Genomic DNA, 21,628 nt, shown 5'->3' with positions numbered 1-21,628 from the left:
TTGCCGGTTCGCTATTCACGGTCCTCGGCGGTGGAGCGTCGGCGCATCGTGAAGAACACGCCGGCGCCCACGAGGACGATGACGCCCGCGACGATGCCGATGATGACGCCCGTCGAGTTCGAACCGTCGGAGGACTCACCGGAGGACCCGGCCGGAACCGCAGACCACCAGCTCCAGTAGCCGTCCTGGCCGTAGATGTTGCCCGCGGCCTCCGGCATGGTGGTGATCGACTTGATCTGGTCGGTGCGGTAGGCCTCGACCGCGTTCGGATACGCCATGACGTTCATGTACCCGGTGTCGTACAGCCGCGACTCCGCCTGCTTGACGAGTTCCGCCCGCTTGGTGGCGTCGTACTCGGCGAGCTGCTGGTGGTAGAGGTCGTCGAACTTCTTGTCGCAGATGAAGTTGTCGGTCGCGCCGGTGTCCTTGGGAGTCGCCGGGAGCGCGTCGCAGGTCTGGATCGACAGCAGGAAGTCGGGATCGGGGTTGGCGGACCAGCCGTCGAAGGCCAGGTCGTACTTGCCCGCGAGCCACGGGTCGGTGACGTTGTCGAGGCAGTTGAGCGTGACCCCGATGCCGAGCTTGCCCCACCATTCCTTCAGGTACTGGCCGACCGCCTTGTCGTTCGGGTCGGTGGCGTGGCACAGGATGCGGTAGTTGATCGGCTTGCCGTTCTTGCCGACGCGTTTGCCGTCACCGTTCTTCTTGTAGCCCGCCTGGTCGAGGAGCTGGGCCGCCTTCGCCGGGTCGTACGCCAGCTCCTGGCTCGTCGACGGCTTCCAGAAGTACGACGAGAAGCGCGGCGGGATGTAGCCGGCGCCCTCGACCGCGTGGCCCTGGAAGACCCGGTCGATGACGGTCTTGCGGTCGACCGCCATGAACAGGGCGTGCCGTACCTTCTCATCGCGCAGCGACTCGTGCCCGTCGCCAAACTTCTTGCCGTCCTTGGCCTGCGCTCCCGGGTTGGTGGCGATCGCGTAGAAACGGCGGCCCGGAGCGTCGTTGACCTTGATGTTCTGCTCGCCCCCCAGCGACGTGGCCTGAGCCGGTGTCAGCGGGCCGGAGACGAAGGAGACTTCGCCCTTCTTGAGGGCGGCGACCGCCGCGTCACCGTCCTTGTAGTACTTGAAGACCAGCTCGTCGAACTTCGGGGCGCCGCGCCAGAAGGTCTTGTTGGGCTTCAGACGGACGTAGCTGTCGGCCTTGTAGTCCGTGAGGATGAACGGCCCGTTGCCCACGATCGGGAAGGACTTGTCGTTGTTGAACTTCGAGAAGTCCTTGACCTTCTCCCAGATGTGCTTCGGCACGATCGGCACGTCCAGCGCCGTCATCGTGGCCTGCGGCTTCTTCAGCTCGATGACGAGCTTGGTGGCGCTGGGAGCCGTGACCTTCTTGAAGTTCCCGACGAAGCTGCCGTTGGCGGTGGCCGCGCCCTCGTCGGTCATCATCTTGTTGAACGTCCACGACGCGTCCTCGGCGGTGGCCTTCTGGCCGTCCGACCACTTGGAGTTGGACCGGATCGTGTAGGTCCAGGTGAGCTTGTCGGCCGAGGGCTCCCACTTGGTGGCGAACCCCGGGACGACATGGTTGTCCTTGGGGTCGTAGTTGGTCAGGTACTCGTACATGAGCCGGTGGATGCTCGTACTGATCAGGCGACTTGCCAGGAACGGACTGAGCGAGTCCACGCTCTGCGCGACCGCGACGGTCAGTACCTTCTTGCTCTCCTTGGCCTGAGCCTGCTGCGGCGCGGGGTTGAGCGGGGTCGCGAGACCGGCCGTGAGGGAGAGCGCCGCGGCGCCCGCGGCGGCGATGAGCCGAAGCCCACTGCTGTGTTTCTCAAGTCTGTTCATCAGTCGGTGACCTCGCGTCATCGCTCGCACAGAATGGCTTGTCGAACTGCTGGATGAACTACTTGATCCACTGCTGGATCAAGGTCGATCGGGTGACGCCGGCGGGGTTGATGTGTGTGTCTATCAGCGGCGGTCGACGCACGTCAACGGCAGTTGAACCCCATGTGGCCTGCGGAAATAACGAGTTGGCTCGATTTCTTCGCCCATTGGTTCAGACCGGTGAAGCCTGCCTGGCCAGGGGGTGGCGCCCTTTTCCGCCCCTGGACACGCGCAGGGCCCGCACCGTGAGTGAACGGTGCGGGCCCTGGTCCGAAATGCCGCCCCGGAAGGGGCCGTTCGGGTGACTTCGCGTTACTGCTGAGGGGGCGCCGGAGGGGGCGGGGTCTGCCCCTGGTCCGGCTGGTTCGCCTGGTACGGCTGGCCCGGCGCAGCGGAGTTGGGCTGGAAAGGCTGCCCCGGTTGGTACGGCTGGCCGGGCTGGGGCGCGGGCTGCGGTGTCTGCGGGGCCTGTTGCGGGTGGGGCTGGGGGCGAGCGGCTTGGCCCGGCTGGGGGTACGGCTGGCCCGGCTGGGGGTAGGGCTGCGGTTGCTGCTGGCCGGGCTGCGGGTAGGCCTGACCGGGCTGGGGCGGGTACGGCTGTCCGGGCTGCTGGTGCGGCTGTCCGGGGTGGGGTGGCTGCGGGGCCTGGCCCTGGCCGGGCTGACCTTGGCCGGGCTGGTCCGGCACCGGCCGGCCGGGCACCGGCTGACCCGGTGCGGCCTGGCCCGGATACGGCTGCCCCGGGTACGGCTGCCCCGGGTAGGGCTGACCCGGGTAGCCCTGGCCCGGCATCGGCGGGGCGGCGACCGGCGGCGGATTGCCGTCGTTCGTCCACAGCCCGTGCGACTGCTGGTGCCGCACGATGTCCTCGGCGACCATCGCGGAGAGGTTGAAGTACGCCTCCCGCACCTTCGGCCGCATCATGTCGAGGTCGACCTCGGCGCCGGCGGCCAGGTGCTCGTCGAACGGCACGACCACGACACCGCGGCAGCGCGTCTCGAAGTGGCTGACGATGTCATCCACCTTGATCATCTTGCCGGTCTCGCGCACCCCGGAGATGACGGTGATGGACCGCGAGACCAGATCCGCGTACCCGTGCGCCGACAGCCAGTCCAGCGTCGTACTGGCGCTGCTCGCACCGTCGACCGACGGCGTCGAGATGATGATGAGCTGATCGGCGAGGTCGAGTACCCCGCGCATGGCGCTGTAGAGCAGACCCGTACCCGAGTCGGTGAGGATGATCGGGTACTGCTTGCCGAGCACGTCGATCGCGCGCCGGTAGTCCTCGTCGTTGAAGGTCGTCGAGACGGCGGGGTCGACGTCGTTGGCGATGATCTCCAGCCCGGACGCGGCCTGGGAGGTGAACCGCCGGATGTCCATGTACGAGTTGAGGTACGGGATCGCCCCCACGAGGTCGCGGATCGTGGCCCCGGTCTCGCGGCGCACCCGTCGGCCGAGCGTGCCCGCGTCGGGGTTGGCGTCGATCGCGAGGATCTTGTCCTGCCGCTCGGTGGCGAGCGTGGAGCCGAGTGCGGTCGTCGTGGTCGTCTTGCCGACGCCGCCCTTGAGGCTGATGACCGCGATCCGGTAGCAGGACAGCACGGGCGTCCGGATCAGCTCGAGCTTCCGCTGCCGCTCGGCCTCCTCCTTCTTGCCGCCGATCTTGAACCGGGAGGACCCCGCCGTGGGCCGCCCGCTCTTCGCCTTCTGCTTCTTGTTGTTGAGCAGCCGGTCGGAGGACAACTCCACGGCGGCGGTGTAACCGAGCGGCGCGACACCGGGGTTGGTCGGCTGCCGCTGATCATGCTGCACGGGCTGCGGCCAGGCGGCACCGGTACGGGGGTCGAGGGGGTGCGGTTGGGGGGGGGGGGGGCTGGGGGGCGGGCGCTTGAGCGGAGGCCGGTTGGGCCGACTGCGCGTGCGGGGGCTGTTGCTGCTGCGGGAAGCCGTAACCGCCCTGCGGGGAGGGTGAGTTGGGGGCCGGGGGTTGCGGGAAGCCGTAGCCCGGCTGGGGGGCTTGAGGCTGCGGGGCTTGGGGAACCCCCGGCTGCGGGAAGCCGTAACTGCCCTGCGGGGTCGGGGGAGAAGGGTGAGTGCTGGTCTGCGGGAAGCCGTAACTCCCGGGCTGGGGCTGGGCCGGAACCGGGTTGGAGGGCGCGGGCGGTTGCGGAGCCGGTGCGTCCGGCGTACCGGCACCGGGGGAGGACGGCCACGCCGGAGGCGCGGGCTGCGGCGCCTGCGGCTGGAACGGCTGCCCCTGCGGCGGCGCGGGCGGCGGCATCGCGGCCGGACCGGCCTCGGCCACCGCGGGCTCCGTGGACGCGGGCCACTGGGCGGCAGGGGCGGGCGCGGCAAGCTGGTACGTGGGCGGCAGCGGAGGCACCCCACCCTGCGCCACCGGCGGCGGAGCCCATGCGGGCGGCGCGTCCTGAGGCTCCGCATCACGTGGCTCGGCATCACGGATGTCGTCCTGCGGCACGGCATCGACGACCTCGGCGTCGGTCACGCCATCAGCCGCCTCGGGCGACTCGACGACGTCCGCGACAGCCTCGTCCTCCTCCCCCTTCTCGCCCTCGGAGGAGGCCAACTCGCCGGCGTCCACTGCGTCTTCCACCACATCTGCGTCGTCTACGTCATCGGTGGCGGCGTCGCCCGCAGCGCTCACCGACTCAGACTCAGGCTCTGGCTCAGAGGCAGGCTCGGCCGGCCGACTAAGCGACAACTCCACGACATCGGCGTCGACCTCGACGTCCGCACTGTCGTCGTCGGCGACTTGACCCTCGACCTCGCCTTCGGCCTCAGCCCCCGCATCGTCCGCGTCGGCCTCCGTAACGTCGACCTCCGCCTCGGCGACAGCCTCCGGCTCCGCGAACTCCCGCTTCAGAGCGACAGAGGAGATCCGCATCGTGGCGCCACTTTCCAGATCCCCGTTCCCCGACTCCACCTCGTCGGAAGCGACGGAGGCAACAGGCACAACGGGCGCGACAGGAGGGACAGACGCAACAGGAGCGACAGGCGCAGGCGGCACAGAAGGAGCCCACTGATCAGGCAGAGCCATCGGAGGAACAGCCGGAGGAGCAACCGCAGGAACAACCGGAGGAACGGGCGTCACCGGAGCCGCTTCCGCCTCCGCCTCCGAAGACGCTTGCGGGTCCCCGTCGCCCGCGTCGCCGCCCGATCCCCCCGACGCGTTCTGCGTGTACCAAGCAGGCGGCGCGTAGTCGATGGTGAACTCGCCCGTCGTCTCGACGGCGGACTCCGCGTCGGACTGGTCATCGCCGGGCGTGGCCCAGCCCCCGCGGATCCCGTCCCGATCGCTGTTCACAATTCCTCCTGGTGTGGTCGCACCCTCGTGCCGTGGCGGGGCGACGGTCTTCTCGTCGTTCGTGGTCGTCCGAAGTTGCCGAGGTCATCCGAGCAACCCGGCGCTCTCCCTGGAACGCCGACGGCCCACCCGCGGAATCCGATACGACGCCCGGTCCCAGCCTAATCACCACAAGCGCCCCCACGGCAGGCCCGCCCACCCCTCCGCACTGGCCCATCATGTAACGCCGTACCCGGAAGTGACATACACACTCGCCATCGCAGTGAACAAACAGGGCAATAGCGGAGTACAAGTCGGGTGCGAGAAGGCGCTAATCGGCCTGAAACGTCCAACTCCGCTCGACAGTCCGCCCCATCAGTCCATCCTGCGTGGCGTACCCAACAATCCGATCTCGACGTCCGTGGGCTGCGTCATCACGTACTGCCGGTCACGGTCGGCGCACCAGAGCGTGATGCCGTCAGCGAGCGTGGGCAGTGCGTCGATGTCCCCTCTGGGCAGGGCCATGGCACCGCCCAGGGCCGCGGCCTCGTCCGGCGAGACCCGCTGGAGGCCGACGAGTCTTGCCTGCCGGATCAGTCGCGGGGCCACCGGGCTGAGATAGGGAAGCAGCGTGAGTACGGCCTGCCACGGACCCGAGACGACCCGCCCGCGGGGAGGTCGCATGCCGCAGTCCCGCACCACCAGCGACGGATTCCCCGCCGAAGCGCCCTGAGGCGGCACGCGCCCCACGTCGTACACGGCCAGCCCGTTCTGCCCGCCGCCCATGGCGTGCATCATCTGCATCCAGGCCTGCGGCCGCCCCGTCTCCACCGCGACCCGTGCACCGGTCGCGGCAGCCCGCAGGGCCAGTACCTGAGCGGTCCACAGCCCGCCGATCAGGACGACGTCGTACGCCGTCGGCCTGTTGAGCCCCAGCACCGCGGGCTGCCCCTCGGAGTCCACTCCGATGACGACTCCGTCGTCCCCGATGGGCAGCGCCAAGGAGTCCATCTGCTCGACGGACAGGGCATGGCGCCCGTGCCGGGGGCCGACGAGTCCGAAGCCGCCGCGCAGCCGGTCGCGGACGCGCCCCGCGACCGGGGGCCGGGCACCCTCGGGGGATCTGTGCTGATCTGGGGATCCGTGCTGATCTCCGGACGCCCCCGATGCGGCGTCCGGCTGTCTGGTCACGGCCGTCACCGGACACCTCCGAGGGGCAGCGTGGCGAGCATGCCCGGCAGTTGTTCACGATCGAGCCGGGCAAGGCCGGCTCCGGCCTGCCGTGCGGCGTGCTCCAAGGCGCGCCGGGCCGCGACCAGTTCGTCGTCGCTGCGCCCGGTCACCCGGAGATGCCCGGACAGTGACACCTCCTGCCGCTCTCCGCGGCCCAGGGTGAGACTGAACGTGGTGGCGAGCGTCGGAACGGCGGTGAGCAGGGCCACGAGCTGCGGCAGCGAAGGTCCCCGGCCGCCCAGCTGGGGCCAGCGCCGCACCCAGTACGTCGTGTGCCTGCGGTTGTCGCAGCGCCAGCTCCGCCCGGACTCCTCGGTCCGCCGCGCCGGCGTATCCATCCGCCCGGCCTCCGCCGTCACCAGAGGGTTGGCGCACGCCGACGTGGCGATGGCCGCGGTCAACTCCTCCTCATTGAGCACGGTCGTACGGAACCCCGCCCCGGTGAGCCGACCCGCGAGGTGGTCCGCGACGCGCACCGCGCACTTCTGCGCTCCCACGAGCCCGCCCCCGCGCGCGGCGACGGCCTCCGGGCACAGCTCCGGGTCGAGCTTCAGCGCGATCCAGGTGATGCGCACCGCCGGAGTTCCGGTCTGCGCCTGCAGCGGTGCGTAGTTGCTCACGGCCACGGACTGCTGCGGCAGATGCAGTGCGGGCGCGGGCTGCGTATGGAGCACTATCTGCGCCGACTCCAGCCGGATCCCGTCCACTTCAAGCGCCTCGCGCACCAGCCCGAGCGGCAGCGGCTGACGGCTTCGCTCGGCGCGCAGGGCGGTGGCGTCGGCCTCCACCTGAAGGACGGCGGTGACGAACGTGCCGTCCCCGATCAGCCCCACCGGCCGTCGGTCCCTGCTGCCGTACGCATACGTCCGCAGACTCGGGTCGCATTCCACGGCCGGCGCAAGGCCGGGCTCCGTACCCGGCGCTGTCGGCGTACGTGCGGCCCGCCGCTGCCGCGCCCGCAACGCCCTTGCGGTGCCCAGCCAGTCGGGAAGGGAGCGACCTCGGCGGCGTACGAATGCCATGAGGACGAGAGCGACCGCGACGACGGCCGCGGGCACCCATGCCAACGGGCCGATGACCCATCCGGTGAGCAGCACGGCGGCCGCGATCTCCAGCAGAACGATTCGTTGCAGTCGGAACGAACCCGACTGTCCGGGGCGCCCCTTGAGGTGAAGCGCCTGCGACCCCTGAGGCCTCGCATCCGGAGCGGACGGCGCCTGCGCAGACCGCGGCCCGGGCGCCGAAGAGGCCTGCGCCTGCGATCGGTCGCGCGACCGGGTCCGCGTACCCGAAGCCATCACTCCATCCCCCCGAATTGCTCACAACTCACTGGAATTCCGGCACCACATAGGGCCCTTGAAGATCCAGATACCCTACCCGCCCCGCAGAGCCCACCCATTACCGGGCATAGTAGGGGGCCGGTCTGACATCGGAGGTCGGGGGCGGTGGACCCCGAGCCCCGACCAGGCGAGACACGGGGAGAAACAGGCACACATGGCATCTCGGCGGGACCAGCTCAACGCCTACACCTTCGCGAAGCGCCGTATGCTCGCGTCCTTCGTCCAGTCGTCCCCCGACGGCTCGGAGGAAGGGGCGCCGCGTCCGCTGCGCGCCGTGCTGCCCGGCGCGATCGTCGGAGTGGTCGTCATGGCCGTCTTCGGGGCGTGGGGGATGTTCAAGCCGACCGCGCCGCAGGGCTGGGACGCCGTCGGCGAGAAGGTGATCATCGCCAGTGAGTCCACCACGCGTTACGTCGTCCTCAAGACCGACGGCAAGGTGCAGCTGCACCCGGTCCTGAACATGGCGTCCGCGAAACTCCTCCTCAAGAGCGGCAAGGGCGAAGTCGTGACGGTCGACGAGTCCGTCCTCGACAAGGGGGACATCCCGCACGGCGTCACCATCGGCATCCCCTACGCCCCCGACCGCCTGCCGTCCGCCTCCGAAGCGGGTGCGAAGAAGCGCTGGGCGGTCTGCGAGCGTCCCACCGCGGGCGGCGGGTCCATCCAGAAGGCGGCCCTCGTCCTCGCGTCCCATGACATGAGCAAGACCGAGGGCACCGAGCGGCTGACCGGCGGCGAGCTGATGTACGTCGTGGATCCGGACAAGCGCCGCTACATCGTGGACGCACACGGCACCGCTTATCAGGTCGACGGCAGCGACGAACTGTTGCTGCGTACCCTCGTCGGCCTGGGCCGCCAACCCGAGAAGGTGTCCCGGGAATGGGTGAGGACCCTCCACAAGGGCGACGCCATCGATTTCCCGACGGTCGAGGGGCAGGTCAGCGCGAACGCCGGTGTCGCGGGCAGCTTGCCGGCCAAGGCGAACAGGGTCGGCATGGTCCTCAAGGCCCGTAACGGCGCAGGTTGGCAGCACTACGTCGTCGAGCGGGGCAAGGTGGCCCCCGTTTCGGACTTCACCGCCCGACTCCTCCTCACCAGCAGGGACTTGACCGGCCTCGGCCAGGCCAGCCAGGCACTAGAGGTCAGCGCGGGAAGCTTCGTCCCCACGACGACCGAGTTCGCCGCGGACAAGAACTGGCCGAGCCATGAACCCAAGGCCGTCAACGACGCGGACGCCTCCAAGGGTAGCCGCAACACCATCTGCAACGTCCTGCGTGACGTCGACACGACCGGCGAGGGCAAGGGCACGACCACGCTGAGTACCTGGGCGGGCACCGACTTCCCCGCCGTGCTCCCCACGGGCTCCTCCAGCGCGTACGTCACCCCCGGCTCGGGTCAGCTCTACCGCCAGTTCACCGGCGAGGAGACCAGCGCGGGCAACGTCTTCCTGGTCACCGACACCGGCCTGCGGTACGCGATGCAGTCCAACGCCGACAGCGCCACCGACGACGCGGGTGTCGGCACCACGGCCAAGGAACGCGAGGAGCTCCAGAACGAGGCCGAACTGGCCCAGATCCGCCTGGGTTACTCCGACGTGGATCCGGCTCCCGTCCCCGCCGAGTGGTCGTCGTTCCTGTCCACGGGCCCACGCCTGTCGACGTCGGCGGCACGTCAGCCGCAGGGTTCGTAGGAGGGGTGTTCATGACGTACGTGCCGCCGGTGCGCGTGATGGCCGCGACCGCGGCAACACTGATCGCCTCCACCATCGCCATCGCCATCGCCGTCGCCCCGTCCGCGACCGCGGACTCGTCGTCCGACCAGTGCACGTTCCCCAACAAGAAGTACGCGGGCCGCCCTTGGTCGCTCCAGCGCGTCCAGCTCGACGAACTGTGGAGCCAGTCCAAGGGCAGAGGCGTACGGGTGGCGGTGATCGACACGGGAGTTGACGTGAAGAACTCCCAACTCGCCCACGCGGTGGACGCGTCGAGGGGTGCCAACTACCTCCCGAGGGGCCTCAAGGACGACAACGGCGACCGCGTCTCCCGCGGCAGGTCCGACGGTACGACGGACACGGTCGGCCACGGCACACGCGTGGCCGGGATCATCGCGGCCCGCCCGGTCAAGGGCACGGGCTTCGTGGGCCTGGCCCCTGAGGCGACGGTTATCCCCATCAAGCAGAACGACGCGGAGGGCCACGGCACGGCGGAGACACTCGCCACCGCCATCCTTCACGCCGTGGACACGGGCGCCGACGTCATCAACATCTCCCAGGACACGTCGAACGCGGCGAAGCCGGATCCGGCGTTGGAGCGGGCGGTCGACAAGGCGCTGGCCCGCAACATCGTCGTGGTGGCCTCGGCGGGCAACGACGGGCTCGGCGGCAACTTCAAGAAGACCTACCCCGCGTCGTACGACGGCGTCCTCTCCGTCGCCGCCTCGGACCGCAACAACGAACGCGCCTCCTTCTCCCAGTCCGACGAGTCCGTCGACGTGGCCGCCCCCGGCGTCGACATGATCTCCACCGTCCCGAAGGGCGGCAACTGCTCGGACAACGGCACGAGTTTCTCCGCGCCGTACGTGGCCGGCGTGGCCGCCCTGCTCAAGGCCAAGCACCCTGGGTGGACGGCCCGCGAGGTCGTCGCCCAGATCGAACAGACCGCGGAACGCTCGATCGCCGGCCACGATCCCCGGGTCGGCTGGGGCGTCGTCGACCCGGTCCGCGCCCTGACGGAGGACGATCACCCCATCGAGTCCCCCAACCCCCAGGAGGGCCTCACCAAGGCCCAGGCGCCGACTCCGGCGAAGTTCCAGCTGGGCGAAACGGCGGACGAGCGCAACGCCCGCCTGGCCACGTATGCCGCCGTGGGGGCGGCTGTGCTGGTGGCGGGACTGGGCGGGGTGGGTGTGGCGGTGCGGGATGCGCGACGCCGCAGTCGCAGTCGCAGTCGCCGAGTGAGCGCCGGGCAGTGATGGCCGCGCACTCAGGTGGCGTCGAAGGACCAGAAGACGCCGACCTCGGTCCCGGACACCGCGACCAGGCCGAGATCCCAGTCGTGCTGGGATCGAGGGTTGCACCCAGTGGTCATGTCGTAGAAGTCCGGGTCATCGACGCGGTTGCCGGTCCTCACGTCCGGGAAGCCGGTGTTCGCGTAGAAGGACGTCCCCTCGGGGAACCGGGAGAGGATCACCTGGGCCTTCCGCTCGAGTTCCGGCCGACGGGTCTCGAAGTGATTCCGGGCGCGTTCGTCGGGGACATCCAGCCAGGTGGTGGACAGCATGACGAGCAGCCTTTCCACCGAGGTCCGCGGCACCGTCCGCAGTCCGGCTCGCCATGCCGCCGCGCCTTTCGGGTCGGAAGGCGGCAGGACGAAGGGGAAGAAGGGGACCTCCAGACGTTCCTCCTCGCCCTCGTCGACGTCGATCCACCTCCAGGACCGGGGATCCACGGCCTCCCGGCGCATGATGGCCGCTACGTCCTGCGCCCAGTCCTGGTACGCGCGGGGGCCCACCAGGACGTACGAGTACCGCTGCTCGAACATGCTGAGTGCCTCAGCCCAGGCTTCAGCATCCGGCGTCGACATCCCGACATCGTCGCGGGCGTGACGACTCCATGTCCATGAAACGGTTGCTGAGCGCAATGCCCGCCTCGCAACGCCCGCCTCGCGACGTACGTCGAGGCGGCCGAGGCGGCCTCGACCACTTCGCCGTCGTGACGATTGAGTAGCCGTACTCATCCATCGCAGCTGTGACATCCGTAGCCTCATGACGACGGATGAGTCGCAGCGGACCTGTGTGAAAGAACAGTGAAAGTCGGCTGTGTCTGGAGTTGTCGTCACACAACGGAGTTGGGCCTGTCACCGGGAGCAACTAATGTGGCTTCGTTGCACAGTTGCGGACAGGAACGTTCGGGGGTTATCAACGCCCCAAGACGGGTGACAAACGGGGAGGGAAGGGTTTCGTGCTTCCTGCGGACATGGGCGGCAGCGGCGGTGCCGATCTCAGGCGCGGTATGGAGGCGCTCACCACCTTCAAGAAGCGCGTGGATGCCGTGCTCTCGAACTTCGAGAGTTCGCCCGGCAGTTCGGCGAAGGTCGAGGCTCACCGTCTCTCCGCGGCTTCCTTCGCTGGAACGGGCCGGTTCGACGAAGCCACGGGTCTCCACAAGGAGTACGAGCGCGTCCACGAGCGTCTGACATCACTCTCCAAGTCGCTCGGGCTGCAGATGGAGGCGCTCCAGATCGCCGTTCACGCCGCAGACGTCGGTTTCGACAACCTTGAAGAGGATCTTCGGCGACGGTTCTGGGAGATCCGGACCGAGGTCAACAAGGATCAGGCCCAGGCGCAGCCTGACCAGAAGCGAGTCGACGACAAGCAGGCCGGGGTGGGTTACTGATGAGCGACGACAAGCAGCCGCACGGCCACATCCACAAGGCAGATCTGGAACATGTGAGCCAGCAGGTCGGCGTCATCGACGCGACCAACGCCGTGTCGGAGATGCTGAACAACACCTTCCTCGGCGGCGGCACCCGCTTCTTCGGCAAGACGGACTTCGAGGCCCACCAACTCAACGACATGATCGACATGGTCGAGTCCGCGAACCCGGATCACCTGGAGAACGCGGGCAAGGCCCTGTGGGACACCCGGGACGCCGTCAACGAGGCCGCCGAGGAACTGGGCCGCCACATCGGCCGAGTCGACTGGGAGGGCGAGTCGGGCAACGCGTTCCGCGACTGGGCCTACAACCTCGTCAACAACGCCCGCAGCCTGGCCATCTTCGCCGAAGTCGTCGGCACACAGATCACGGCGGCAGGTTCAGGCCTCGCCTCCGTACGCAAGTCCATGCCACCCCGTGACACCCGAACCGACCCCAAGACGGTCGCCGACATCCCGGCACCCAAGCGCGTGGAGACCAACGACGAGTACGCGGCGGCGGTGAAGACGGAGGGCCACCGGCAGGAGGCGATCAACCAGATGAACCGGTTGTCGTCGTTCTATGCGGTGTCGGGGGAGACGTTGGCGGGGCAGGAGGGGCCTTCGTTTGAGGCTGTGCCGGATTTGGGGGTGCCTAGGCCGACGCTTGGTCCTAGGGACGATCCGGGCAGGGGTGGGCATCCTGGCTCCCTTTCGCCCGTCACCGAGTCGGGAACCGAGCGTCGTCACGCTGTGCACACCGTGGCAGATGACTCACGTTCCGATAGCACTCTGTCGTCTCCCAACAGCCATGATGAGTCGTTCCCCGAGCACCGGGACGATTCCATCACCTCCCCGGACAGGCATCTCGGTACGGAGATCGATAGCGTCGGCACACTGCCGCCGGAGATCGTGAAACCGACGCCGGACGGGCCACCGTCAGTGAGTGGTCCAAGCGGAAACCCTGGTGGGCCAGTTCCTCCCATTGGCAGCGGCCCGGTCCCCCCGGCCTTCAGCGGTCCCCCCGGCCGCACCTCGGGCGTCGGCGGAACGACCGGGGCCAGGTCTCCGATCTCAGCGCAAGGGCGGGTAGGCGCTCCGGGCGGCACTTCCGGAGGACGCACTGGACGCGGCCCTATGGGGCCCGTAGGACGTGCCGCCGCGACGGGCCAGACAGGCGCCCGCGGGGCTTCCCCGGAAGCAGCCAAGTCACCGGTGGGGCGGAGTATCACCGGCGGAATGCCGAGGGCCGGCGGTACGGCAGGCGGACGTGCCGACGGTGTCGGGCCTGTAGGCGTCGGACGATCCGGTGGCATTGTCGGTGGGAGGCCCACCACAGGGGCCGCGCCTGGCGCGGCCGGTTCCAGATTGCCGCGCGGCACGGTCATCGGCGGTGAGAGCCCGGCCACTTCGCGCACGAAGGGCGAGAGGCCCAGTCAGCGTGGGGTAATTGGGGCGCCTACCTCGACGACCGGCAAGAGCGGAGGACAGGCACCCCGCCACGCTGTAAGCAACCCCGACGGCGTGGCCGGTGCCCCCAAGGGCAGGGCTTCCAGGGCTGGGAACCGCGGATCCACCTCTGGCGGCACAGGCCTGGTGCGTGGACCTGCAGGCATCCGAGGTTCTGATCGCGTTGGGGGTAAAAACGCCTCGCGTCGTGATGAATCGACCGGCGACGAAACGCGTTCGCCTACGAACACGCGGCGTGATGTGCCGTCGACGACTGACTAACCGGATACGAGCAAGGACATACAGAGGCATGTTTTCAGGGATCAGCCGAAACGGCAGGTGGACCGCGCCTTTCGCGGGGCGTAACGGAAGGCGGGCGTCCGCCGTGTGCGCCGCACTCGGCGCATTGGCTGTCTTGTCTTCGGTGTTGGCTCCAAACGCGGTGGCCTATGACGCCCAGTCGAAGCAGTGGTACCTGGAGGCGATGACGGCCGACCAGATGTGGAAGGTGAGTACCGGCAAGGGCGTGAAGGTGGCCGTCATCGACTCGGGCGTCAACCCTGCGACCCCCTCTCTGAATGGGCAGGTCCTCGTCGACGAGGGTGCGGGAGCTGTTGGATACCACTCCACCAAGGACTTCGCTGGCCATGGAACAACCATGGCGGAGCTGATCGCTGGTACGGGTGCCGGCGGTGGCCTGAAGGGCCTTGCGCCGGGGGCGAAGATCGTGTCCTACCGGATCGCGCTCCAAGGTCTGAAGGACAAGGCTGAGATAAAGAAAGCTCCGACCTTGGCGCAGGTAATCAAGGCTGCTGCCGACAGTGATGCCAAGATCATCAATATGTCCATCGGAAGCCCCGGTGACGATCCGGGTGAGCAGGCGGCAATCAAGTACGCGCAATCCAAAGGTAAATTGATGTTCGCCGCCACGGGTAATGACGCGGAGAGGCATAACCTCATCGGATATCCAGCCTCTTACCCTTATGTCGTCGGGGTTGCTGCTGCGGACGAGTCCGGAATGGTCGGAAAGTTCTCGGATTACGGTTACGAGGTTGATCTGGCGGCGCCGGGCCTTAATGTCCCCGTCTGGTGCGACGCGACGTTCCGCTCGTACTGCGACGGACAGGGAACAAGCGCGGCCACGGCCATCACCTCCGCCTCCGCCGCCCTGATCTGGTCCGCCCACCCCAACTGGACAGCCAACCAGGTCCTTCGCAGCCTGATTGACACGGCAGGGCGTGACTGGCCGAAGAAGACGCCCAGCAAGTACCTCGGGTACGGACTCGTCCGCCCACGCAAGGTGCTGGAGAACAGCGACTACAACCCCGGCGCGGCCAACGCCGATCCCCTCAGCAAGGAAAACGCGGTGGGCGTGTCACCCTCGCCCTCCGCTTCGACGTCGAACTCGTCGCAACCTTCGAAAGCCACTTCAGGCGGCCAGACTTCGGCGACAGGACCAAGCTCGAAGTCGTCCGACGGCAACACGATGTGGGTGGTTCTCGGAGCCGCAGCGGCTGTGGTGGTGATCGGAGGCGGCGCCTTCACGGTGGTTCGTTCACGGCGAAGCGTATGACCACTCACGCATAACGGCTTTCGCGTGGGCGGGCGTCGCCTGTGCAGAAATGCATCAACGAGCGCCTCGCCACCACCCGGTGACGCGTGCGCAAGAAGACGAAACGGCAGTTTACGAAAGGGAGTGCAAGCATGGCGGACGGCCGGAAGCTTGATAGCGATGGCGTAGTTCTACTGGAGAAAGGGATCGTCCATAGGTACGAGACGATCAAAAGTCTCCTTGCCCGCCTCCAGGGAACGATCGACATGCTCGAGAACAACTGGACGGGCCTGGGCGCGGGGGCGTTCAACAAGAAGCAGACGGAAATCAATGAGCATGTGGTGAAGATCGGCCGCATGCTTGAGAAGGTCCTTGAGGGCGTGCACCTTAACCGCACGGACAAGGAAAAGCTCGAGGACGAAATCCACGCGAAGATCAACCAGATCCAGGTTGAGGACCTGGGTGGCAAGTGCTCGGTTTTCAACAGCTTCTGAGCTGCGGCACTCTCCGAACCGTAAGCCCAACTCAATCCATCAACAAGATAGGTCAATCATGGCGAACGGCTACGACAAGGATCTCAGCCTCAAGTACGGCGCCCTGGACGCAATCACCACCGAAATCGGTGAACTGGCCAAGCAGTTCGAGGAAAACCTCAAGGCTCTTGAGGCCGATGTCGAGAAGATCGCCGATGGCTGGGGCGGCGAAGCACATGAGGCCTTCACGAGGCAACACAAGGAGTGGGACACCCACGCCAACGGCATCCACCAGGCGCTCATCGCCATCGGCCACAAGATTCACGAGGCCGGCGGTGACTACCGAGGCGGGGACCTGAAGGGCGCCAGCTACTTCCAGTGAGGTGGCCAACACATCAGGGTGGGCACGCGCGGGAGGTGCCCACCCTGATGTGTTGGGCTGACGGAACCGCGCAGCGTGGCTGGCGATCGGTGTGGGAGGCGAGAGCCGGAGCGTCTCACCGCGTGTGACTCGCCACGTGGTGATCACGGGCTTGGAGGCTTCGCAAGCGCCGACGTCCTCCTGCCCCACCGTCGGCGACCTGGGTTGTGGCATCTCAAATCCCCTATGCCGGCTCGGAGTTCGTGCCGCGTTCCGTGCGGGGTGATGGCACACGTATGAGTAGGGATACTCATGGGCTGTGGTCACCGGGGCGGATGGGGTGCGTGATGTAGAGCCGCTACGGTACATATCGATCATTGCAGCGTGACTGCTGCGAACGCTTGCATCTTCGCATCAGGTTTACGTCCGCTTGGCAGTGCACGATGGGACACGGGGAGGGGACCACGCATGGCGTGGGAGGAGTGGGAGCAGCTCAAGTCGGCAGCGGCCGAGCGGCATTCCACGGGGATGCAGCTGAACCAGCTACCGGCTGACCAGGCGGGCCCCAGTGCGTCGAAGGATCTGAGGTCCAACAAGGCCACATGGACGAAGGCCGGGCAAGGCGTTAGCTCGCTCCGCGAGGACATCACTAAGGCGCTGACGAAGCTGGCGGAGGGCCAAAAGGGGTTTGGCGGGGATTCCGGGTGCCTGACCGTAGGGGTCCAGAAGAGCGTCTATGAGTCCTGGGAACGCTACATCAAGGACGTGAGCGGCCGATGTGGCGCGCTGGCGGAGCTGCTGGAGAAGGTGGGCAGCGACCAGTTGAAGACCGACGACGCGGTTGGGGTCGAGATCGCGAACATGAACACCGAGTACGCGGATACGCCTGCTGCCGGTGGCCAAGCCGAGGGCCGGTGATCGGGAGTTATGGATTACACGACGCTGAAGGCCCTCAAGATATCCGAGTTCTCGGACGCGGCGGACGGGTACCGCGCCACAGGTGACATGGCGAGCGCGGCCAAGGATCGCATCGAGAACCAGATCACTGCGTCCATGACGAAGTCCCTGAAGGGCGAATCCGTAGACGCGGCACTTGAACAACTGCGAGCGCTCGCAGACAACTTCCACTACGCGCAGGTCGAGTGTGGACTGGTCAGCACCGCGCTCAATGGGTTCGCGTATGACCTGGAAGCGGCCAAGAAGAAGCTGGACTCGGCGGTCGCGGACGCCCACGCCGAGAAGCTCACCATAAACGCCGACGGCTCGGTCAACTACCCGCCGGGCGGAGCGAAGACCGACGGTAAGCTCCCCGATGGTGGCACCGTGACTGGCCTGACGGACACGACGGCTTCCGCGATGGGCCGTCAGGCGGCCGACTTCGACCCTAACCCGAACCACCGTCGTGCGCAGGAGTATGCCGACCGCATCGCCGACGCCCTCCAAGAGGCCACGGAGGCCGACGAGAAGTGGGCGCCGAAGCTTCGGGTGTTGAAGGCCGACGATGACCTGACAGTCAGTGACCGGGATTGGGCAGATGCATCCTCGGACACGAAGGGTGTGCAAGCGGCAGGCAAGGAGTATCTCGACTCGCTGCCACAGCCACCGAAGGACGGTGATCCGAAGGCCAACGCGGAGTGGTGGAAGGGGCTCGACGCGGAACAGCAAGCAGCGTGGATCTCCATACGGCCCGATTCCGTGGGTGCGCTCGACGGAGTGCCTTCCACGGTCCGGGACGAGGCGAACCGCATGCTGCTCGCCGAGGCCCATGGTGTTGCGCAAGGCGAGTACGGCACCTGGCTGAAGACGCACCCGGAACCGTCGCCGCGTTTCCAGCCCTACATCGACCCCACGACAGGGATCGTGATGAAGGGCGTCAATGTGGAAACACCACAGTGGAAGAAATGGGATGAGGCGCGGAAGAAGGCTCATAAGTCTCTCGATGGCATGGATGCAATCCGCACGCGATTTGATGCGACCGGTACGAACGGATTGCCCGAGGCGTACTTGCTGGGATTCAGCGCTGAAGCGGACGGCCGCGCGATCGTTGCCAACGGGAACCCCGATATCGCGGATCACCAGGCGGTCTATGTTCCAGGTACGACGTCAGAGCTAGGAAGCGTTGGCGGCGACATCGATCGGATGGTCAGGCTCTGGCACACAGCCAATGACGAAGCCGATGGAAAGTCCGTTTCCACAATCACCTGGCTCGGCTACGACGCACCTGACAGCGTCGTCAAGGACGCGCCGTTCGAGCACTACGCATACGACGGTGCGCCGGCTTTCAATCAGTTCCTGGACGGCCTTGAGGTATCGCATTCGAGCGAATCGGAGCCACACCGTACTGTGATTGGCCACTCTTACGGAACGACCCTTGTCGGCGCTGCGGCCCAGACAGGGCATCTCAACGCCGACGACGTCATCTTCGCGGGCAGTCCCGGTGTCGAGGTGTCCGGTGCTGATGAAATGGACGTTCCGAAGGGACATGTGTGGAACGAGGAGGCCGACGGCGATCCGGTTCCAGACATCGGCCGCTGGGGCCTCGGCGGCGATGGCTTCATCATTCCCAGCGATCAGGAATTCGGCGCCAACCAGATGACCACGGACACCGACGGGCATAGCGGCTACTGGGATGGGAGCTCTACGAGCCTGAAGAATCAGGCGCTGGTCGTGGTCGGGAAGGGCGCTGATGCGGCGCTGAAGCCGCCGCCCGACCCATGGGCACATGTGAAATAGGCGTGCGTTATTCAGGCGCAATCACTAGATGGCCAGCCCGAAGCCCAGTTTCGACGACCTAAGGCTCCTTGACGTGAAGACCAAATTGAGCGCTCTTGCGCTCACTGTACCTCTTGCCATCACTACCCTCGGCGGATGCAGTATGACTGACAATAACTCCGACGACACCACGTTTGCCGGGACGAGCACCTCAAGGGATGCTTCCGACGCGATGGAAAGGGTGTCCAGTGGTATCTACGATCTGATCGGCGTCAAGGGGAAAACATCCGACAGCCGCCCCACAGTATTGGACTGCTCGGGTAAGGACAGGAATACGCACTTTCGGATCCTCCACCCGTGGAGCTTTTACCCCGCCTCGGCGAGCGACCTTGGTGAGGCGATGGCGCGGCTCAAGATGGAACTCCCGAAGCATAGTTGGAAAATCGTCGTATACGGCCCGGATACTAGTGAGAACAAGAACATTTCCCTGACGGCTGAAAACGACAAGAAGAAGGTTGGCGTCCACATCGTTCAGATGTCGAAGAACGACCCGCCGAAACTGAGTTTGGATGTCGTATCCGGTTGCTACAAGGTCCCGGACGGCCAAGAGATCGAACGATTCTAACGGACGGCATGTCCAATTCTGGGCGAATGGGGGATTGGGTTTGTTTCGGGGCCGAGATTGGGCTTCCTGGCAGGTCCTTCCGCTGTTGGTGCGATTGACCCTTTTTCATTCTCACGCTGAGGCGAGATGAAGGGCGAGGATCGCTTTCACGATGTTGGTGATCCGGTTGGTGCTGCAGTGGAGCTTGCGCAGGTGGCGCCAGTTCTTGAGCCTGGCCCTGGCCTGCTTACCGGCGCATCGGATCTTGGCGTGAGTGGTGTTGTGACGCCGTTGCCACTGCTTGAGGCGGCGCCCCTTGCATGGAACTCGAACATTCCGGGTCGCGCCCTGGTATGCCGTATCGGCCCAGCACTTGAGGCCGACCTCGGAGGGCACGTGGATGATGCCGTGCTCGCGTGCCGCCGTCAGGTCGTGCAGGCCAGCACCGCGATCGCATCGCGGATGTAGCGGCAGACGGTGGTGATCCCGATGCCGAACCCGGCCGCGAGCCGAGCGTAGGTGTCACCGCACCGCAGGTGAGCCAGGGTCAGCAGTGCTTGAGTCCTACAATCAGCCGCCGCCACTGGCTCTCGATCTTCCGGCGCCAGGTCGCCAGTTCACGGCTCAGGTAGCGCACGTGCGCGGTGGACGGATCGATCGCCGACGGGTACACAATCACGCGAAGCTCCTGACGGGGCGCGGTGGATCTTGGTTATTACGCCTCCTACCAGGAGCTTCATCGCGTTGCGGAGTCGCCCAAGTGACGGACGCTGCCTTGAGGTTGGAATCAGCTCATGGAGTCGTCTCCCTCGATGGTCAGTCAGGTTCCTTGGGGCTGCTCGAAAAAGAAGTGAGTTCTATTAGGTACATTCCATATCGCGACAAAGGTAAGTAAGTGTTTCGTAAATGTGAAGCGATCGAATCTGCTGCTCAATTTATCGGGAATGTGTATCCCGATAAGACACATTCCTTGGTCATGCTTCCCGAGGAATGTGTCGAGTATCCCTTCGGTTGGGCAGTCCGGTTCGACTGGAAGGAACACATCGAGACGGGGAATGTCGCGGACGCGCCATTCATGTCAGTGGTGATCGTTCCGCACGATGGCGAAGCAGTTGAGTTTCCGCCGACCGGGTTTCCGATGGATGAGTACATGAGCCGACGTGCGTCGGGTGATTGGCCGACCGAGGACTGGCGCCCCAGGAGTTACCGCGATGTACAGCCCTGACTAAAGAGCGGCAGCTGGCATCCTCCGTGAGCGGGTTGCAACCCAGGCCTGCAGGATCAACGTGCGCGGTTGCGTGGTGGCCGTGCACTCAGCGATCAACGGAGCTCCATCGGTTCCGCTGTCGTGGAAGCCGTCGGAGAAGCCCCCGGCTGGCGGGACAGGCTGACGCGTCGCTACTTCGCGGAGTTCGAACGAGTCCCCGTGAGCGACTGGGACTCGGTGGTCAGGGCCGTGGCCGAACCTGGCCCGGACACTCGGGGCGTGGTGTGGCTGCGGCGCGAAGTGGGCGGGGTCGAGGCAACCGGCAATCTGCTCTACGCGCACAACAACAAGGGGCAGGTCGTCCTGCTGGACGCCATGGCGGGAGGCCTGGCGAAGCTCGACACTTCCTTGCTGCGCGAGTTGGTCTTCATCCGCGCGTTGCCCGAGTCGCGATCGCTTGAGCGGCTTCCCTGGCAAGCCGAGGCCCACGATTATGCGTCCGCGCTCCGCAAAGCCCAGTACTGGCTCGACGGCGCCTACCACGGAGCAGTCGAACTGGTCGCTCCCGCGCCGTCCGACGAGATCCGGCGAGGTTGGGTCTTCGCCTGCAACACCACGCGCTATCTGGGCAATGGACGCTGGCAGGACGGCATGCTCGACGCAACTCTGGTCGTGCCGAAGGACGCGGCAGGTCCGTTCTGCCTGCCCAACTCGGACCCATGGGGTTGGCTGGAGCTGTGGGACGCCGGTGAGGTTCCCGGATCCGAGGGCTTCCCTGTTCCGCCGACTCCCGGTCATGCGGCGTGGTTCGAGCCCACACTCGCTGATCTGGGATCGGTTCTCTCCGCGTCCCAACACGCGGACTGGCCGGCGGCGATGGACGAGCTGTCGGGCTTTCCTATCGGGGCCAGAGCCTTGGTCTGGGTTCGTCGTGCGGACAGACGAGGAAGGGAGTCCGTCGGGTGGCTGGTCAATGCGCTCCACACCCAGCAAGGCGTGATGCTCGTCGACGGTTCCTCGGACTCGGCTGTGGCGCTTGACCAGACCGGAGTCAGTGCTCTGCATGTGATTCGCTACCGCTGAGGCCCTGTGGC

General features: G+C 66.6%; 16 protein-coding genes and 2 pseudogenes. 12 read left to right on the top strand and 6 right to left on the bottom strand.

Annotation, left to right across the window (positions count from 1 at the left end; translation table 11 throughout):
- Positions 1-11 precede the first annotated feature (11 nt).
- From AB5J56_RS13285 to eccE, 4 genes and pseudogenes are all read right to left on the bottom strand, one after another.
- The gene (locus AB5J56_RS13285; protein ID WP_369232911.1) at positions 12-1,850 is read right to left on the bottom strand and encodes an ABC transporter substrate-binding protein; all 1,839 of its coding nucleotides are present in this window, start codon (positions 1,848-1,850) and stop codon (positions 12-14) included.
- A gap of 351 nt (positions 1,851-2,201) precedes the next feature.
- A pseudogene (locus AB5J56_RS13280) lies at positions 2,202-5,214 on the bottom strand (SCO5717 family growth-regulating ATPase).
- A gap of 354 nt (positions 5,215-5,568) precedes the next feature.
- Positions 5,569-6,267 carry a hypothetical protein gene (locus tag AB5J56_RS13275; protein WP_369242532.1) on the bottom strand — a complete coding sequence of 233 codons (699 nt, stop codon included), beginning with the start codon at positions 6,265-6,267 and terminating at the stop codon, positions 5,569-5,571.
- A gap of 122 nt (positions 6,268-6,389) precedes the next feature.
- Positions 6,390-7,724 carry a type VII secretion protein EccE gene (gene eccE, locus AB5J56_RS13270; RefSeq protein WP_369232910.1) on the bottom strand — a complete coding sequence of 445 codons (1,335 nt, stop codon included), beginning with the start codon at positions 7,722-7,724 and terminating at the stop codon, positions 6,390-6,392.
- Between the two features lie 196 nt (positions 7,725-7,920).
- Between eccE and eccB the strand changes: the two genes are divergently transcribed.
- Positions 7,921-9,456, top strand: a complete 1,536-nt coding sequence (gene eccB, locus AB5J56_RS13265) for a type VII secretion protein EccB (protein ID WP_369232909.1) — start codon at positions 7,921-7,923, stop codon at positions 9,454-9,456.
- A 38-nt stretch (positions 9,457-9,494) separates the two neighbouring features.
- Positions 9,495-10,736 (top strand): type VII secretion-associated serine protease mycosin, encoded by a 1,242-nt coding sequence (gene mycP, locus AB5J56_RS13260; RefSeq protein WP_369242530.1) that lies wholly within the window; start codon positions 9,495-9,497, stop codon positions 10,734-10,736.
- Positions 10,737-10,747: 11 nt separating this feature from the next.
- Here mycP and AB5J56_RS13255 read toward each other — a convergent pair whose 3' ends face one another.
- Positions 10,748-11,305: a hypothetical protein gene (locus AB5J56_RS13255; RefSeq protein WP_369232908.1), complete on the bottom strand. Its 558-nt coding sequence runs from the start codon at positions 11,303-11,305 to the stop codon at positions 10,748-10,750.
- Between the two features lie 419 nt (positions 11,306-11,724).
- Between AB5J56_RS13255 and AB5J56_RS13250 the strand changes: the two genes are divergently transcribed.
- The 8 genes from AB5J56_RS13250 (at position 11,725) to AB5J56_RS13215 (ending at position 19,348) form a co-directional block, all read left to right on the top strand.
- Entirely contained in the window at positions 11,725-12,159 is a 435-nt protein-coding gene (locus tag AB5J56_RS13250) for a hypothetical protein (protein ID WP_369232907.1), read from the top strand.
- Entirely contained in the window at positions 12,159-13,907 is a 1,749-nt protein-coding gene (locus AB5J56_RS13245; RefSeq protein ID WP_369232906.1) for a hypothetical protein, read from the top strand. Before AB5J56_RS13250 ends, AB5J56_RS13245 begins: the two co-directional genes overlap by 1 nt.
- 103 nt (positions 13,908-14,010) lie before the next feature.
- A complete protein-coding gene (locus AB5J56_RS13240; RefSeq protein ID WP_369232905.1) occupies positions 14,011-15,198 on the top strand; it encodes a S8 family serine peptidase in 1,188 nt (395 codons plus the stop codon).
- Positions 15,199-15,284: 86 nt separating this feature from the next.
- Positions 15,285-15,671, top strand: a complete 387-nt coding sequence (locus AB5J56_RS13235) for a WXG100 family type VII secretion target (RefSeq protein WP_369232904.1) — start codon at positions 15,285-15,287, stop codon at positions 15,669-15,671.
- A gap of 58 nt (positions 15,672-15,729) precedes the next feature.
- On the top strand, positions 15,730-16,032 hold the full coding sequence (locus AB5J56_RS13230) for a WXG100 family type VII secretion target (RefSeq protein ID WP_369232903.1): 303 nt from the start codon (positions 15,730-15,732) through the stop codon (positions 16,030-16,032).
- A gap of 447 nt (positions 16,033-16,479) precedes the next feature.
- Entirely contained in the window at positions 16,480-16,929 is a 450-nt protein-coding gene (locus AB5J56_RS13225) for a hypothetical protein (RefSeq protein WP_369232902.1), read from the top strand.
- A gap of 9 nt (positions 16,930-16,938) precedes the next feature.
- Positions 16,939-18,744 carry an alpha/beta hydrolase gene (locus AB5J56_RS13220; RefSeq protein ID WP_369232901.1) on the top strand — a complete coding sequence of 602 codons (1,806 nt, stop codon included), beginning with the start codon at positions 16,939-16,941 and terminating at the stop codon, positions 18,742-18,744.
- A gap of 28 nt (positions 18,745-18,772) precedes the next feature.
- Positions 18,773-19,348, top strand: a complete 576-nt coding sequence (locus AB5J56_RS13215) for a hypothetical protein (RefSeq protein ID WP_369232900.1) — start codon at positions 18,773-18,775, stop codon at positions 19,346-19,348.
- A gap of 111 nt (positions 19,349-19,459) precedes the next feature.
- Here the strand turns inward: AB5J56_RS13215 and AB5J56_RS13210 are convergent.
- Positions 19,460-20,006 (bottom strand): annotated as a pseudogene (locus AB5J56_RS13210) (transposase family protein).
- Between the two features lie 297 nt (positions 20,007-20,303).
- Here AB5J56_RS13210 and AB5J56_RS13205 point away from each other — a divergent pair.
- Together AB5J56_RS13205 and AB5J56_RS13200 are read left to right on the top strand one after the other, a co-directional pair.
- Complete coding sequence (locus AB5J56_RS13205; protein WP_369232899.1) at positions 20,304-20,552, top strand: hypothetical protein; 249 nt, start codon at positions 20,304-20,306, stop codon at positions 20,550-20,552.
- A gap of 123 nt (positions 20,553-20,675) precedes the next feature.
- Entirely contained in the window at positions 20,676-21,617 is a 942-nt protein-coding gene (locus AB5J56_RS13200; protein ID WP_369232898.1) for a YrhB domain-containing protein, read from the top strand.
- Positions 21,618-21,628: the final 11 nt, after the last annotated feature.

Origin of the sequence: Streptomyces sp. R21 (assembly GCF_041051975.1) — a bacterium.
Lineage (GTDB): Bacteria > Actinomycetota > Actinomycetes > Streptomycetales > Streptomycetaceae > Streptomyces.
The sequence above is the reverse complement of the archived record's forward strand: the minus strand, read 5'-3'. Positions and strand labels throughout refer to the sequence as shown.

What these genes read in the sequence shown, in the direction of transcription:
- AB5J56_RS13285 (WP_369232911.1), bottom strand. Translation starts at nt 1,850, where the DNA reads ATGAACAGACTTGAGAAACACAGCAGTGGGCTTCGGCTCATCGCCGCC.
- eccE (WP_369232910.1), bottom strand. Translation starts at nt 7,724, where the DNA reads ATGGCTTCGGGTACGCGGACCCGGTCGCGCGACCGATCGCAGGCGCAG.
- eccB (WP_369232909.1), top strand. Translation starts at nt 7,921, where the DNA reads ATGGCATCTCGGCGGGACCAGCTCAACGCCTACACCTTCGCGAAGCGC.
- mycP (WP_369242530.1), top strand. Translation starts at nt 9,495, where the DNA reads ATGGCCGCGACCGCGGCAACACTGATCGCCTCCACCATCGCCATCGCC.
- AB5J56_RS13255 (WP_369232908.1), bottom strand. Translation starts at nt 11,305, where the DNA reads ATGTTCGAGCAGCGGTACTCGTACGTCCTGGTGGGCCCCCGCGCGTAC.
- AB5J56_RS13245 (WP_369232906.1), top strand. Translation starts at nt 12,159, where the DNA reads ATGAGCGACGACAAGCAGCCGCACGGCCACATCCACAAGGCAGATCTG.
- AB5J56_RS13230 (WP_369232903.1), top strand. Translation starts at nt 15,730, where the DNA reads ATGGCGAACGGCTACGACAAGGATCTCAGCCTCAAGTACGGCGCCCTG.
- AB5J56_RS13225 (WP_369232902.1), top strand. Translation starts at nt 16,480, where the DNA reads ATGGCGTGGGAGGAGTGGGAGCAGCTCAAGTCGGCAGCGGCCGAGCGG.
- AB5J56_RS13220 (WP_369232901.1), top strand. Translation starts at nt 16,939, where the DNA reads ATGGATTACACGACGCTGAAGGCCCTCAAGATATCCGAGTTCTCGGAC.
- AB5J56_RS13215 (WP_369232900.1), top strand. Translation starts at nt 18,773, where the DNA reads ATGGCCAGCCCGAAGCCCAGTTTCGACGACCTAAGGCTCCTTGACGTG.
- AB5J56_RS13205 (WP_369232899.1), top strand. Translation starts at nt 20,304, where the DNA reads ATGCTTCCCGAGGAATGTGTCGAGTATCCCTTCGGTTGGGCAGTCCGG.